This window comes from Nitrospira sp. BLG_1, assembly GCF_047338595.1.
Taxonomy (GTDB): domain Bacteria; phylum Nitrospirota; class Nitrospiria; order Nitrospirales; family Nitrospiraceae; genus Nitrospira_D.
The window spans coordinates 1-13,625 of record NZ_JBLFBO010000012.1 but is presented as its reverse complement, the minus strand read 5'-3'; the positions used below and the strand labels follow the sequence as shown (position 1 = coordinate 13,625).

Here is a 13,625-nt window from a genome sequence, read left to right as displayed (position 1 = left end):
TCACCCCAAAAACGTCATGCGGTTGACTTCTTTCATCGTGGTCTCCCCTGCCAGAATCTTGGCAATGCCGGCGTCGCGCAGACTCGTCATTCCGGCATCGAGGGCGGCCTGACGAATCTCAGATGGGGGCTTCTTCTCCAGGATGAGATCTTTGATCCGGTCCGTGACCGGGAGAAATTCCGTAATCGCATGGCGCCCTCGAAACCCCAACCCGTGACAGTCCACGCAACCCTTATCCCCATAGAGGACGGTGCCCACGAAGAGGGTTGGGTCAAATCCGAGCTGCGCACAGTGCTCTGGGCTGACTGAAATCGGCACCTTACAGGACGCACAGAGTTTCCGGACAAGGCGTTGCGCCATGATGCAGTTCAAGGACGCCACGAAGTTATAGGGTTCAATCCCCATGTTCACGAAGCGCCCAATCACATCGAACGCATTGTTCGCATGAACCGTGGTAAAGACGAGGTGGCCGGTCAGAGCCGACTGGATGGCAATCTGTGCCGTTTCAGCATCGCGAATTTCGCCCACCATGATCTTATCGGGATCGTGTCGCAAGATTGACCGGAGCCCCTTGGCAAAGGTCAGGCCCTTTTTCTCGTTCACTGGAATCTGCACCACGCCCTTCAACTGATACTCCACGGGATCTTCGATCGTGAGCACCTTGTCTTCTTTGGTGTTCACTTCATTGAGGGCCGCATAGAGGGTAGTCGTCTTGCCGCTCCCCGTCGGACCGGTCACCAACACCATCCCGTAGGAGGCCGTGATCGCCCGGCGAAATCGCGCCAAATCCTCCGGCTTCAACCCCAGCGAGTCCAGGTGCAGTCCTTTGTTGGCTGCCGTAAATTCTTCCTTCGCCAAGATACGAATAACGACCGATTCGCCATAGACACTGGGAATGATAGAAACGCGAAAGTCGATCGTGCGTTGCTCAATCCGTAGCTTGAAGCGGCCGTCCTGCGGCACCCGACGCTCAGCGATGTCGAGTTCCGACATGACTTTGATCCGAGACACGAGTGGGTTATGAAACCGAAGGTCGAGCGGCTCCATGGCCAGATAGAGGACCCCGTCGATACGGTTCTTGACTTCGGTGACTCCATCGGCCGGCTCGATGTGAATGTCGCTCGCCCGTTTCTGCAAGGCATTCATCACGATCGTGTCCACCAACCGAACAATCGGGCTCTCATCCTGGCTGATCTTTTCGCGGGAGAGCACCTCTTCGCCCTTCTCGTTTTCATGGATGAGGGCAGGACGGAATTCCTCCGTGATACGGGCGACGACCTGACTATTCCGTTCACTTTCCTGGAGCGCCTCGGCGATGGCACCCGGCGGCGCGACACAGACCAAGAGGTCTCGTTCCAACAAGCGATCGAGCAAGTCCAACGTGGTGAGGTCGGTCGGGTCCGAGACCGCAATCGTGAGCACGCCATCGCGGTCGTCCAACGGGACAAACGCATGTTGCCGCATCCAGTCCACAGGGATGGTGGGAAAGGCATCGAAATTGACGCGATAGTCCTCCAGCGAGCGGTACGGCGCCCCAGTCTGTTCGGCCAACACTTCCGCCAGGCTAGCCTCTGACAGCAGTTTCTCCTCAGCGATCAAACGGGCCAACTTGCGCGGTGAACCCTGCGCTCGCATGGACAGTTCGTCGAGCTGCTGTGCCGTGAGCAGATCGCGACGTCGTAGTATGGTCGTCAAGGTAGTCATAGATCGTGAGAGACGCGCTGTTGTCCGTCATCAACCGGCGCGCTTACGGAAGCCGGAGTGCTTCACCGACCATGAGAGCATCGCCCACTCGACCATTGACCGCACGCAACACCGTGATGGTCGTCTTGTGCTTCCGAGCCAACGTCCACCAACTGTCCCCCGGTTGCACCGTGATCCACGAGGGTCGCAACGACTCGCCGCCCTCCCGAGGAACGTGCACCGCCGGGATCATGCCCTGCGTGATCTCACCGTCCGATGCCGCAGCGATGCGACGCGGGTGGCGTGACGGCTGGCCCGACTGGGTTGTGGCCCTCAGCTCGTCTGGTCGCTCCGCCGCAGCTGGTGGTGTGCGAATACTCTGCGCCATTGCCGACTTGACGGTCGCCAGTTCCTGACTCAATGACGCCACCGTCTGGTGCAACTCCGCCAGACGCTGTGCCGTTTCGCCCGATGGCGCGAAGGCCTGAGCCGGTGGCTCACGTTCCATCCTCATGGCCGTCAGTTCACGGTCACGGGCATCAAGGGTTCGCTTCGCTTCCAAGAGAGCCTGATGCGACTCCCCGTTCTCCTGTCGCAACTGGACCACGGTCGTGCGCAGGTCGTGCAGCTCGGCGTCCTGTTTCGCCGCCGCGATACGAGTCGTGGCCAGCTCAGCTCGAAGCGCGGCCAGTTCCTTCTCGCGCTCCTGCATCAGCTGCAGCGCCCGTCCCGCCTCGTCTATTCCACGACCCATCGGCAGCTCGGGAGCGGTGGCGCACCCGCTCATGGCAACGGTCAGCGAGACGACTACGAGGACCACTCCCCTCTGGCTGCGGTCGGACTGCATGGCCTACCATTCGTTATAGGGCTTGCCGTCGATGATCGACACGAACGGACTCCCACTGTGCACGTCGAAGATCCCGCTCTCGACAGAATCCTGGATTTCCTGCCAGGTGGTCGTCGATCCCGTAAGCGGATCAGTCGGCACGGACCGGAGATAGCCAGCGGTCACGAGATCGGTCAGCGCTGATGGATAGGTACCCTTATCGGCGCGGTATTTGTCGATCACATCACGCAGGACAAACAGGGTGTGTTTGAGCGCCGTCTCCCGTGCCTTGACGGCACTCTGTTGATAGTTCGGCACCGCCAAGGTTGCCAGAATACCGATGATCGTGACGACAGTCATGAGTTCGACTAACGTGAATCCCGCCGAGCTCGTGCAGAAGGACCGATGCGGGGTATGCCCGAACCCCGCCCGTCCGACCTTACTGCACATGGATCACCACCCGTTCGGCACGAGGTGGTGGCCCCCCATCGCTCGAAGCCGCCTCCATCGTCACCGTAGCATCACCCTTCGCCTTGGCCTGAAAGAACAGCGTGGCCAGCACGGTCTCCCCCGTTCCGCTGCCCTGTCGCCGCACCGTCAGCATCACTTGTCCATCAAGCGCATGGGCCGAGATCGCCGCAGCTCCTGGTCCCACGCGCCGAAACTCGATCTGCTTCGGATCGTAGACCACCGTCAGCATCGCCTCTGTCAGCGATTCGATGGCGGCCGTCGACAGGTCCACTCGCACCTCCTGCCCAACGGTGGCCGAGACCTCCGATGGGGTGAAGCTCACAAGGGCTGGGCCACGTGCTACGAGATCAGATGACGAGGCGTTGCCCGCATCGCGAGGGGCACTCGTCAGGCCAGTAGATGGAATGGCTGTCCCATTCGGCGAAGTCGGTTTCATGACAGGTGAGAGAACGGCGGTGCCTCCCTCACCCGCTACGCGTGAATCTGTTGAGGCTCCGTTGGGAGTAACACTCGCACCGTTGCTACGGTTATTCTGTGAGACGGTTCGGGCTTGTGGGGGAAAGAGTTGGGTCGTCGCATAATTCTGATCCGTCCCGGACCAAAAGGCTTGATCGGCGATCGGCGGGGTGGTCAGGCTGCGTACGATGCGAGGCGTAATCGTGAGCACCACTTCCGTCTCGACGCGATCCACCGTCGTCGCTGAAAACAATTCGCCGAGATACGGGATATCGCCCAGCAGGGGTACCGTCGACCGGTTCTTGCGATCCTCCCCCTGAATCAAGCCGCCCAGCACCACCGTCTCATCGTCCCGCATCATCAAAAATGTCTCCGCCGACCGTGTGCCGAACTTGAACTGTTTGATCTCCGGGCTGGCCTGTAGAATGACCTGGTCCCCCAGCCGCGTCACTTCAATCTTCAGCTTCATCGCGATTTCATCCAGCGCGTTGATCGACGGCTCCACCGTGAGCTTCACCCCGACATCCTTGAATTCGATCGAGGTGACCGTGGAAGTCGTCGGGATCGCGCCCGTCGCCGCCTGTCCCGGCAGCACGTTGGTCGTGGAGAGGAGAATCGGCTGCTTGTCGCCCACGTTGATCGCAGCGGCTTTATTATTGAGGACACGGAGTTTTGGCGAAGCCAAGGTCTTCGCGTCGGACTGTTGCTTGAAGAAATCCGTAAGCATGCTCGCCGGCAACGTGAAGAGATAGCTCTGCGGGGTCAGCGCCGTCAGCTGTTGCAGCGTAAAGAGCGTCGGGGCCGTGGAAATGCCGCCCGTGCTCCCATTGGGCCGGATACCAAAACCCAGTTGTTTGGCGAAGTTGATCCCGTATTTCATGCTCTTGGTGCGATTGACCTCCAACACCTCCACATCCAGCTCGACTTCCGGCTCCCGCCGGTCGATGGCAAAGAGAAGCTTCTCCGTCAGTTGCAGCTTCGCCGGTTCCTCGCGCACCACGATGGCATTGACCTTCTCATCGACGTAGACCTTCTTGCTGTCCAGCATCGTCCGGATGAGATTGACGGCATCCTTCGCCTTGGCGTTCGTGAGATAGAACGTCCGCATGAGCAAATCTTGGTACTGCGCCTGCTTCTGCTTGTTGTTGGGCATGACGAGGATCGTATCCGGCGCCACCTGCTGGGCCAGCAAGCCGTTGGTATTCAGGATCAGATGCATCGCCTCATCGAACGGCAGGTCTTTAATGAAGATCGTGATCGGCTCGTCCCGGACCTCTTTATCGAAGAGCACATTCACCCCGGCGGTCCGGGCGAGAATTTCAAACACCTCTTTCAGCTTGGCATTCTGAAAGCGGAGCGTCAGCGGCTCGTCTGACCCGCCGATCCGCTTCGTCGCCCGTTGCTCTTTCGTGAGTTCCGTAATCCGCGTGAGCGCACTGGTTTGGCTCGGATCGAGTTCGACCGCCCGCTCATAGGCGGTCAGCGCTTCTTCCACTCGGCCCAAATTCTGAAGTTTGGTTCCGGCCTGAAGTTGCTCTTGGCTCTGCTTGATCCGCAGCGCGTCGGCGATCATGGCCTGGTACTCAGCCTTCGAGGGGTCCAGCCCCAAGGCCTGTTTAAACTCATGCAACGCGTCGGCGAGGCGGTGGTCCTCATAGGCCTGTTTGCCCAGGGCATAGTGCCCCGCAGCGGCAGCACCCTTGGCCTGGTCGAGTTGCCGGCGAATCTTTTCGTCGAATGGGGCCAGCTTCTGGGCCTCCTGATAGGCGGCCACCGCCTGATCCCACTGGCCGTGCTCGGCAAGCCGATTGGCCTGTTTGAGTTCAGGCGACACACAGCCGGCAAGCACACACAGGACGATCGTCCCAAGACCCACTATTGTTGCGTGCTGCATAGTGTGTGTCACGATGCGGTTGGATGGTGTCAGGACATACACCACTGACCGGTCCCCTTCACACATGGCGCACAGGTGCTGCTGCGTGCCAGACCAGTTCGTCATGGATGCCATCGAGTTGGCGCACGAAGCAGTATGGATACTGTATCGGCAAGGTCGCGAAAAACCTGATGCCGGATTCAACCCGCATCATTCACGACAGTTCGTCACGAAACCGGTGAAACGCCATGTGAGACGGGCACGCGGAGCAACGAGGGACCAAGGCATACTTGAAACAGTATGTCGAGGTCACGAGGAGCGAGCCTACCCGCCTGGCCGCAACAAAACGAGGCCAGACTTGTCGTAGCGGGGTATCGACGGTTGCAGTAGAAGTCGTCATGAATGATGCGGGTTAAGGAGGTCTGTTCGATGACAGCGTGGCTGATAGGGCTGCTGGTTCGATGGGTACGGCTCCTCCGGTGGGTGCAACAGAAGCTTGTCATTCGAGTCCGACACCGACGAAGAGGCCACCATCGTCCGGCACCGCGCCGCATCTTCGCCCAGCCAAAACCGACATGGGTCCGAGACGAAATTGTTCGGCTCAAGGCGCTGATGCCGGAGGCGGGCTGTCGGACAATTGCGCATCATTTTAATCGGAACTGGGCAGCACGACGGCAGATGACCGTGAGTAAGACCTATGTGGCGGATACCTGTCGCCGGCACCAGTATCTGATCTACGAAGCCCGACGGAAGATGAAACATCGCGTACCACGACCGGTCCCACGCAATCGGATCTGGGGCTGCGATCTGTTGACGAAGACGGATCAGCACGGAACACCACACCTCGCCTTGGCCATCGTCGATCATGGGAGCCGGGCGGCTGTACGATTGCAGGCGCTTGCGGACAAGTCGTCGCTCATACTGTTGCATGAGCTGGGTGAAGCGGTCAGACAATATGGACGCCCTCAGTATCTCCGGACGGACAATGAACCCGTGTTCGTCTCCCGCTGGTTTCGATGTGGCCTGTGGCTGTTGGGGATCCGCCACCAACGCAGTGAGCCGGGATGCCCCTGGCAAAATGGGCGAGTCGAGCGGTTTATTGGGACGGTGAAGCGAGCGTTGGCGACAGAACCGATCGCGGACCACGTGGAATTCATGACAGCTCTGCACGACATTCGATGCTGGTACAACCATGATCGGCCGCACGATCACTTGCAGGGGCGGACACCGGCGGAAGTCTGGGCGGGAATCGATGTCTTCAGGGCGCAGCCGGGCTAGTGGCCAGAGGCAGTGGCGAGCGGTCAGAGGAGCTCTACAGACATTGTCCGTGAGGATAGCGGACAAGTCCATTCGAATGCGGCGGACAGAGGGGAAAAAGGGAGAGCCGACAGCAGAAATTCGCGTAACGAGGCTGAGAAATCAGTTCACGATGCGGTAGTGAGGCGGGATTCGGACGACAAACCGTTCATGAATCTCTCGAAGATGTCCGCCGGACAGCTGGACGGGACAACTCCTGTGGCGTGCCGAGGAGCGGATGACTCGCGGAGGACAGCTGATCGAGCGTGTCATAGCCAAACGTCTGCGTTCCTCGTCTGTCCGTGAGACTCGTCCGATTCCCGACGCCGTTGTAGAGGTACTCCGCTTTATTAATCTGTTGGCTGAGAGCTGTCAGCTGATGGCTAATCGCGGTGACCTGCGACGCCGGATCATAGGAGAAGCCCTGTGCAAGGTCGTCGTAGGTTACGGTCACTCAGCAGAGGCTCTCTCTAGCTCTCCATTCACCCATATCCCACACACTATAAAGGGCGAATGAGTAGAAACTCGTGAGTCACAACGGCTAGAAAAATCGGCTGCTACTTCATTTGTCATAAACAATCCAAATCTGTTCAAGTCCCTCTTGTATTGTTCTGATAGTTGCTTTTTCTCATCGCCAGTATAACCGCAATTCATCAAGCCACTTTTGAGCCGGTAATCCGTCACATCGAAGCCTAAGCAAGTCCACCCCTTTTTCTCCAGTTCACAGATATCAACAATTAGATCTTCGATGAAGTGCATGATCTTTAGCTGCGCCCCTACATCACTAGAGACGCTGATCGCCATCAAAACAGAGTCGTCAAATAAGGAGCGGTGAGAGGCTAGCGAAGCTGAGCGCAAATTGAATAAATTCAGGCCGTTGGGGGCACTGAAGTCAGCGGCGGAATAGTTAGAAAACAGTTCAAAATGAAGTTTTTCGTTTTGCGATTCGGGCCAGACTGATACATCAGCTGATAACGGAGCAACCACATCTTCTCGAAGAAGATAAGTTGCTTTTCGTCTGGCGCCCCACGGCCTGGTGCCATCAGGCGCGACCCGCAATTGAAATCCGAGGGCACAAATCTTCATTGTTCTATACCTCGATCAAGGCTCACGGCGACAACGGGGGTTCTCCACCGTTCAAGTTTACCCATCCAGGCGCTGGAGGAGGGGACGCAACATCGGGTTTGTTGTCGTTCCAGAAGCACTTGCAATCACTAGGCCTCTGGTTGACTACACGCAAATTCAAGTGAGGTCTTCCCACAGGATAGTGGTCATGATCATTGTGAGGGCCGAAATATCCAATGGTACCTGCGGGGTATGGAGTGCACGGTGGACATGGTTTTGGACACGGGGTATCGCCGCTAATTGTCAGAATATTAAGAATCAGTCCTAGCCCTCCAAGCATCCTTGATACCCCTTTGAGTTCAGGGATTACCGGAAAATCCAGAGGTACATCTATGAATGCAAGCCCCCCCGGATCCCTGAAGTTTGGGGGATTGTTATCGACGTATCCATAGAGATTAATTTGGCCGCCCTTAAACCCGATCGGATCCTTCTGCAAAAATCTCCCTGCGGCTGGATCGTAGTATCTTGCCCGGTAGTAGTACAAACCGGTTTCCGAGTCTAATTCCCGCCCGGTGAAGGCATAAGGGGTTTCAACCGTTCCTGTCTGGTCAACGACGTTCCCATAGGCATCGTACGCATAGGCTTTCACCGTTGTGCCCGTTGAATCTGTCAGCTCGGTTACCGTTCCCAACCCGTCCTGATGATAGAAGAACGTGGAGCTGCCTTTGGTCACCGCGATCGGCTCATCGATGCCAGGCCCATGCGTGTACCGCGCTTGCAGCACATTCGATCCATCATATTCGAGCAGGATATCTTCCCCATCATAGACGTACCGCTTCGTCTGGCCATTCGCGACTTTCTCAATCCGCCGCCCAAGCCCGTCGTAGCGGTATGTGGAAGTGAACGCGGCGGTGGGATTCCCCGCCACGAAGTCGTCCACCTTCGTCAGCCGATTTTCGGCATCATACGTGTACTGGGTGTAGTTGCCCGTGGCCAGCAGCGTCTTGCGCGTCAAGTTTCCGTTATCGTCATATTGATATGAATGAGTTGAATCAGCGGTCAATTGATTGCCGGCATTCGTCACATTTCCGGCCGTCGTGCGGTTGCCGACCGGATCGTACGTGAATGATTGGGCAGTCCCCAAGAGTGGATGTGAGGCACTCGTCAACCGATCCAGATTATCGTAGCCGAAGGTCTGACTCCCACGTCGGTCCGTCAGACTCGTCCGATTCCCGACGCCGTTGTAGAGGTACTCCGCTTTATTAATCTGTTGGCTGAGAGCTGTCAGCTGATGGCTAATCGCGGTGACCTGCGACGCCGGATCATAGGGTAAGCCCTCTGCGAGTTCGTCGTAGATTAAGGGCGGTCCCAGAGGAGCGGTTTGTCGCGAACTGGCAGAGTGGACAGGAGGCATGAGATAGAATTCTAGCAGCTCGAACAGCATTCACAAGCGACAAGCGGATTGAAGAAGAGACGAGCGTTGGTCCGCCGTTCGCAGCAGCAGGAGAAGATTCTCGACGTGGTCAGCGCCCTCGTCGCCCAGCACGCGAACGGCAAGCGCCGCGTCGCGTGAGATGTCAGGTCAAGCAATGACCCTATCGGTTTTCGCAAGTCAGACAGGGTCCCCGCCAAAGTCAACCTTTAGCGTCTTTTCTTGATTCTGCCAGGATTTTCTCAACAGATTTAGTAGGAGCTTGGATGATTCTTATCATAATATCTAGAGGGCTGGTGAGTCGATCATGAACACCAGAAAGTTCAACACGAAATATGTTTGCCATTTCTTCTGAGAAAGGGAGATTGAAGTCGTTGTGTTCATCGGTAGTTCCGAGGGCTCGTTTCTTGTCATGCCATGCGCTAAGCTCCTTCCGGAGTGCACTTTCCAGCATGCGAGGATCAATCCGCGCTTGCAAGAGCCACTCCGTGGTTTCTGAGTCATTGGTCATTAATATGGCGAGCAAGAAATGCTCATGGTTAAGAGAGCTGTGTTGCCGTCTTGCTGCTTCATCACCTGCGAGGAGCACAACGCGCTTCAAATCAGCATTCATCAAGCTGAGATCAGCTTTTTTCATCACTAGACTCCTTGCCCACAAGAAGCACGTTCACCGAGCATTTCATACCTGCGCTATGGGAAATCGTACGGTTGATCAGGGCACGATTCCCTTGGATCAAGCAATCTCCTGACAAACTCAAGTCGCCCCTTGCTGCTGCTACAGGCGTAACTGCATTCTCTTTTTTCCAGAAGCGCGCCAAAACCAACGGGGTCGAGATGCACAATTCTGTTCCCAATCAATTCACATGACCAGATCTCAGGACAATCTTCACCAGGGTTCACATTGTCTTGATTGATGATCGCCAATAGCAGTGCTAGCGGCACCGCGATTACAGGCGGCAGACCAGGAATTGGCCGTGGCATAGACATTGTGGTCAACCCTAAGGCGTCATTTCGATTCACGGGATTGCTGCGGACGTAGCGATAAAAGTTTGTATCGCCTCCGCCCAACATGAGTGGGTCTTTTCCCAAGAATCTTCCTATCGTCGAATCGTAGTACCGCGCTCTGTAGTAGTAGAACCCACTCTCTGCATCGAATTCTCGTCCGGTATAGGTGTACGGCTGGTCGAGCGTGCCCGGCGATTCCAAGATATTGCCGTAGGCATCGTAGCTATAACTCTTCGCCGTCACTCCCGTGCTGTCCGTGAGATCCGTCACACTGCCCAACCCGTCTTGATGATAGAAGAACGTGCTCCCGCCCTTGGTCACCGCGATCGGTTCATCGATCCCCGGGCCATGCGTGTAGCGCGCTTGGAGCACGTTGCTGCCGTCATATTCGAGGAGAATGTCCTCGCCGTCGTAGATGTAGCGCTTCGTCTGCCCATTCGCGACCTTCTCGATGCGACGACCGAGGCCGTCATATCTGTATGTGCTCGTGAACGCCGCAGTCGGATTTCCGGCGACGAAGTCTTCGACCTTCACCAACCGGTTCTCCGCGTCATACGTGTACAGGCTGTAATTCCCTGTTGCGAGGAGCGTCTTCCTGGTGAGGTTGCCATTGTCGTCGTATTGGTAGCTGTGCGTCGCATCGGCGGTGAGCTGATTGCCCGCGTTCGTGATATTCCCTGTTGTCGGCACTACAATGGGGTCAAGTCTTGCAATCTCACATCTCCCCGTTCAGAAGAGACGACCGACCCGCTTGATGGCGGATTCTACAGGTTTCGCCGAGGGAATCAATCAGTCCACCAGGTCGAGAATCTGTATGGGTAGGCAAGAAATGTAACAAGCCGTCCTGAAGATCGTGCCTGTTTGATCAGAATGCGTGATTGCAAGACCTGACCCCATTTACCTTGTCGCTCTTTTACTCAAAGTACAACGGCTGCCGGTGAGCCTTCTCCCAAAGAAATGCCCATATGACATCCGTAAGTGCCGCTGCAAATAGGGCCCCCTCATAGAATCCATATTTCATGCTGAGACATTTCTCAGTGGACTCTTCAATGAGCTTGCACACAAAACCTGATAGCTCTGGATAGAAAACGATTGCCCCAACTATCAAGACACCTGTCAACCAATCGTTTGCAAACTTAGTAATTTTGTTGTCAGTTATTCGTTTCGTCAACAGGCCGACATACCACAAGCTTAGCCCTGCGCCTATCAAGCCTCCAAAGGCGGCCGCTTTCCCAAATTCATCCCAGTGAATAAGTTCCTTCGATGCTGCGGAAAAAAAGACAATTCCACCTACTACCAACAACAGAAGGAAATATATAGAGAACGCAAGCAACGCTCTCTTCGGCATTAGCGGCAACCTCGCAGGCAATTGTCTCGGTCCGAGACACAAAGCGCATAATCAAATGCAGCCTTCCCTCCGCAGGTTGATAAACAGATGAGCGCGAATTGCCAAACTCGTCTCTTTCCAAAATCCAGAATGCAGCCTTGGACACAGCTGCCTGCGCTGAGCGCCACAGAAGTTATGCAAGCGTCATAGTCCCCTTGGCATCTTTGTTTACATTCTGGGCAATAATCCGCCGCCAATCCAAATGGGTCTATTTGCCTCACCGGGTTGTTGTTCACGTACACATATAGATTCTTACCCGTCCTAACCTCGCTTCTTAGACCATCCCTTTCAATGAATCTGCCTATGGCTGGGTCGTAGGTTCTTGCTCTGTAATAGTACAGCCCGCTCTCAGTATCAAGCTCTCTCCCCGTGTACGTGTACGGCTGCTCGACGGTGCCCGGCGATTCGAGAATATTGCCGTACGCATCGTAGGCATAGCTCTTGGCCGTGGCACCGGATGAATCGGTCAGGTCCGTCACGCTACCAAGGCCATCCTGATGATAGAAGTAGGTGCTGGCACCCTTCGTCACCGCGATGGGTTCGTCGATGCCAGGGCCATGCGTGTAGCGGGCCTGGAGGACGTTGCTGCCGTCGTATTCGAGGAGAATATCTTCGCCATCGTAGATGTAGCGCTTGCTTTGCCCATTGGCCACTTTCTCAATCCGTCGGCCCAACCCATCGTACCGATAGGTGCTCGTGAACGCCGCCGTGGGATTCCCGGCCACGAAGTCTTCCACCTTGGTCAGCCGATTCTCCGCATCGTAGGTGTACTGCGTGTAGTTGCCGGTGGCGAGCAGCGTTTTCCTGGTCAGATTCCCGTTGTCGTCGTATTGATAGGCGTGCGTGGCATCCGCCGTGAGTTGATTCCCGGCGTTCACGACCGAGCCGCCTGTCGTCCGGTTGCCCACCGCGTCATAGGCGAAGCTCTGCGGCGTGCCGAGGAGCGGATGGCTGGCGCTGGTCAGTCTGTCTAAATTATCGTAGCCGAAGGCTTGCGGCCCGCGTCTGTCCGTCAGACTCGTCCGATTCCCCACGGGATTGTAGACATAGGCGGCCTGGTTGATCTGTGCGCTCGTCGCCGTGAGTTGGTGCAAAATCTGGGTGACCTGACTAGCCGGATCATAGCTGTAGGTCGTCTGCGTACCGTTGGGGAGCGTCATTGCCGTCCGCCGCGAGAGGGCGTCGTAGGCAAAGGTGGTGGTGCCGGCGGGACTGGCGAGAGTCTCGAGACGATTGAGGACGTCAAAGGTGTGGGTGTTCGTCGCGGTTCCATCGGCGAGTGTCAGGCGATTGCCGTTCTTGTCATACGTATACGTGAGCGTGACGCTGGGCTGATGGCTTGATCCCGCCGTGCTGGTCGTGAGCAGGCGATTGGCCTGGTCATACGTCATGGTCAACGCACTGTCCGGATCGGTCACCGTCAGGAGGTTCCCCACCGCACTGTACGTATAACTGGTCACAAGATTCCCCGGCAGCGTCTTGCTCAACAGTTCATTCACGGCGTTGTAGGCGAACAGGATGTCGTCGCCCTTGGGCGTATGGCGTTTGGTCAGATTGTCGTTGCCATCATACTCGTATGTCTCCACCTTTCCCAGCGGATCAGTCGTGCTGAGCAGCCGATTCCGGCTGTCGTAGGCAAAGGTCGTCACCTGGTTCTTCGCATCCTTGACGGTGAGCAGATTGCCATTGCCGTCGTAGGTGTAGACGGTCTCCCCGAGCAGTGGATCGATCACCTTCTTGAGCCGATTCTTCGCATCATACTCAAACGCGGTGATCCGATTGAGATGATCTTTGCTCGTCGCCACGTTGCCCGCGTTGTCATACGTCAACGTCGTGGTGCGACTCAACGGATCGGTTGTGGTAAGCAGGCGACCCAGCGCGTCATAGGTAAAGGTGGTGGCCGGATTCGCCGGATACAAGGCATCCCTGGTTTCGGTCAACAGCCCCTGCGCATTGTAGAAGAAGCGCGTGATCTTGTTGTCCGCATCGGTGATCGTGAGCGGATTGCCATTGGCATCGTAGGCGATGTTCGTCTGGTTGCCCTTCGGGTCGGTGATGCGCGTCACCTGATTGAAGACCGGCTCGTAGACAAAGCTGGTCGTGGCCGCGATGCTCTGCTCGGTGCTGGTGA

Annotated in this window: 12 protein-coding genes; 1 reads left to right on the top strand and 11 read right to left on the bottom strand. The window is 56.6% G+C overall.

Translation table 11 applies throughout. From position 1 onward, the window contains the following. From ACMTNU_RS11600 to ACMTNU_RS11585, 4 genes are read right to left on the bottom strand one after another with little or no spacing between them, the layout of a single operon-like run. Positions 1–1,704: a GspE/PulE family protein gene (locus ACMTNU_RS11600; RefSeq protein WP_413935418.1), complete on the bottom strand. Its 1,704-nt coding sequence runs from the start codon at positions 1,702–1,704 to the stop codon at positions 1–3. Positions 1,705–1,747: 43 nt separating this feature from the next. Further along, a complete protein-coding gene (locus ACMTNU_RS11595; RefSeq protein ID WP_413935417.1) occupies positions 1,748–2,530 on the bottom strand; it encodes a LysM peptidoglycan-binding domain-containing protein in 783 nt (260 codons plus the stop codon). Positions 2,531–2,533: 3 nt separating this feature from the next. Continuing rightward, a complete protein-coding gene (locus ACMTNU_RS11590) occupies positions 2,534–2,959 on the bottom strand; it encodes a type IV pilin protein (protein ID WP_413935416.1) in 426 nt (141 codons plus the stop codon). Continuing rightward, on the bottom strand, positions 2,949–5,435 hold the full coding sequence (locus tag ACMTNU_RS11585; protein ID WP_413935415.1) for a secretin N-terminal domain-containing protein: 2,487 nt from the start codon (positions 5,433–5,435) through the stop codon (positions 2,949–2,951). Before ACMTNU_RS11585 ends, ACMTNU_RS11590 begins: the two co-directional genes overlap by 11 nt. 303 nt (positions 5,436–5,738) lie before the next feature. Here ACMTNU_RS11585 and ACMTNU_RS11580 point away from each other — a divergent pair, with 303 nt between their 5' ends. Further along, positions 5,739–6,587, top strand: coding sequence for an integrase core domain-containing protein (locus tag ACMTNU_RS11580; protein ID WP_413935414.1), 849 nt, complete (start codon positions 5,739–5,741; stop codon positions 6,585–6,587). Between the two features lie 187 nt (positions 6,588–6,774). Here the strand turns inward: ACMTNU_RS11580 and ACMTNU_RS11575 are convergent, their stop codons facing one another. The 7 genes from ACMTNU_RS11575 to ACMTNU_RS11545 form a co-directional block, all read right to left on the bottom strand. Continuing rightward, entirely contained in the window at positions 6,775–7,059 is a 285-nt protein-coding gene (locus ACMTNU_RS11575) for a hypothetical protein (protein ID WP_413935413.1), read from the bottom strand. Next, a complete protein-coding gene (locus tag ACMTNU_RS11570; protein ID WP_413935412.1) occupies positions 7,056–7,691 on the bottom strand; it encodes a hypothetical protein in 636 nt (211 codons plus the stop codon). Before ACMTNU_RS11570 ends, ACMTNU_RS11575 begins: the two co-directional genes overlap by 4 nt. Before the next feature lie 22 nt (positions 7,692–7,713). Beyond that, entirely contained in the window at positions 7,714–9,084 is a 1,371-nt protein-coding gene (locus tag ACMTNU_RS11565) for an RHS repeat-associated core domain-containing protein (RefSeq protein ID WP_413935411.1), read from the bottom strand. A 220-nt stretch (positions 9,085–9,304) separates the two neighbouring features. Beyond that, positions 9,305–9,739: a Clp protease N-terminal domain-containing protein gene (locus ACMTNU_RS11560; RefSeq protein ID WP_413935410.1), complete on the bottom strand. Its 435-nt coding sequence runs from the start codon at positions 9,737–9,739 to the stop codon at positions 9,305–9,307. Between the two features lie 53 nt (positions 9,740–9,792). After that, positions 9,793–10,797 (bottom strand): RHS repeat domain-containing protein, encoded by a 1,005-nt coding sequence (locus ACMTNU_RS11555; RefSeq protein ID WP_413935409.1) that lies wholly within the window; start codon positions 10,795–10,797, stop codon positions 9,793–9,795. A 223-nt stretch (positions 10,798–11,020) separates the two neighbouring features. Beyond that, positions 11,021–11,455, bottom strand: coding sequence for a hypothetical protein (locus tag ACMTNU_RS11550; protein ID WP_413935408.1), 435 nt, complete (start codon positions 11,453–11,455; stop codon positions 11,021–11,023). After that, positions 11,455–13,625: RHS repeat-associated core domain-containing protein (locus tag ACMTNU_RS11545; protein WP_413935406.1), on the bottom strand; the 2,171-nt coding region annotated here is incomplete at its 5' end. The genes ACMTNU_RS11545 and ACMTNU_RS11550, both read right to left, overlap by 1 nt.

Excerpts from the sequence above, each read along its gene's own strand:
- ACMTNU_RS11580 (WP_413935414.1), top strand. The coding sequence starts at position 5,739 with ATGACAGCGTGGCTGATAGGGCTGCTGGTTCGATGGGTACGGCTCCTC.
- ACMTNU_RS11565 (WP_413935411.1), bottom strand. The coding sequence starts at position 9,084 with ATGCCTCCTGTCCACTCTGCCAGTTCGCGACAAACCGCTCCTCTGGGA.
- ACMTNU_RS11595 (WP_413935417.1), bottom strand. The coding sequence starts at position 2,530 with ATGCAGTCCGACCGCAGCCAGAGGGGAGTGGTCCTCGTAGTCGTCTCG.
- ACMTNU_RS11590 (WP_413935416.1), bottom strand. The coding sequence starts at position 2,959 with ATGTGCAGTAAGGTCGGACGGGCGGGGTTCGGGCATACCCCGCATCGG.
- ACMTNU_RS11585 (WP_413935415.1), bottom strand. The coding sequence starts at position 5,435 with ATGACGAACTGGTCTGGCACGCAGCAGCACCTGTGCGCCATGTGTGAA.
- ACMTNU_RS11570 (WP_413935412.1), bottom strand. The coding sequence starts at position 7,691 with ATGAAGATTTGTGCCCTCGGATTTCAATTGCGGGTCGCGCCTGATGGC.
- ACMTNU_RS11560 (WP_413935410.1), bottom strand. The coding sequence starts at position 9,739 with ATGAAAAAAGCTGATCTCAGCTTGATGAATGCTGATTTGAAGCGCGTT.
- ACMTNU_RS11600 (WP_413935418.1), bottom strand. The coding sequence starts at position 1,704 with ATGACTACCTTGACGACCATACTACGACGTCGCGATCTGCTCACGGCA.
- ACMTNU_RS11550 (WP_413935408.1), bottom strand. The coding sequence starts at position 11,455 with ATGCCGAAGAGAGCGTTGCTTGCGTTCTCTATATATTTCCTTCTGTTG.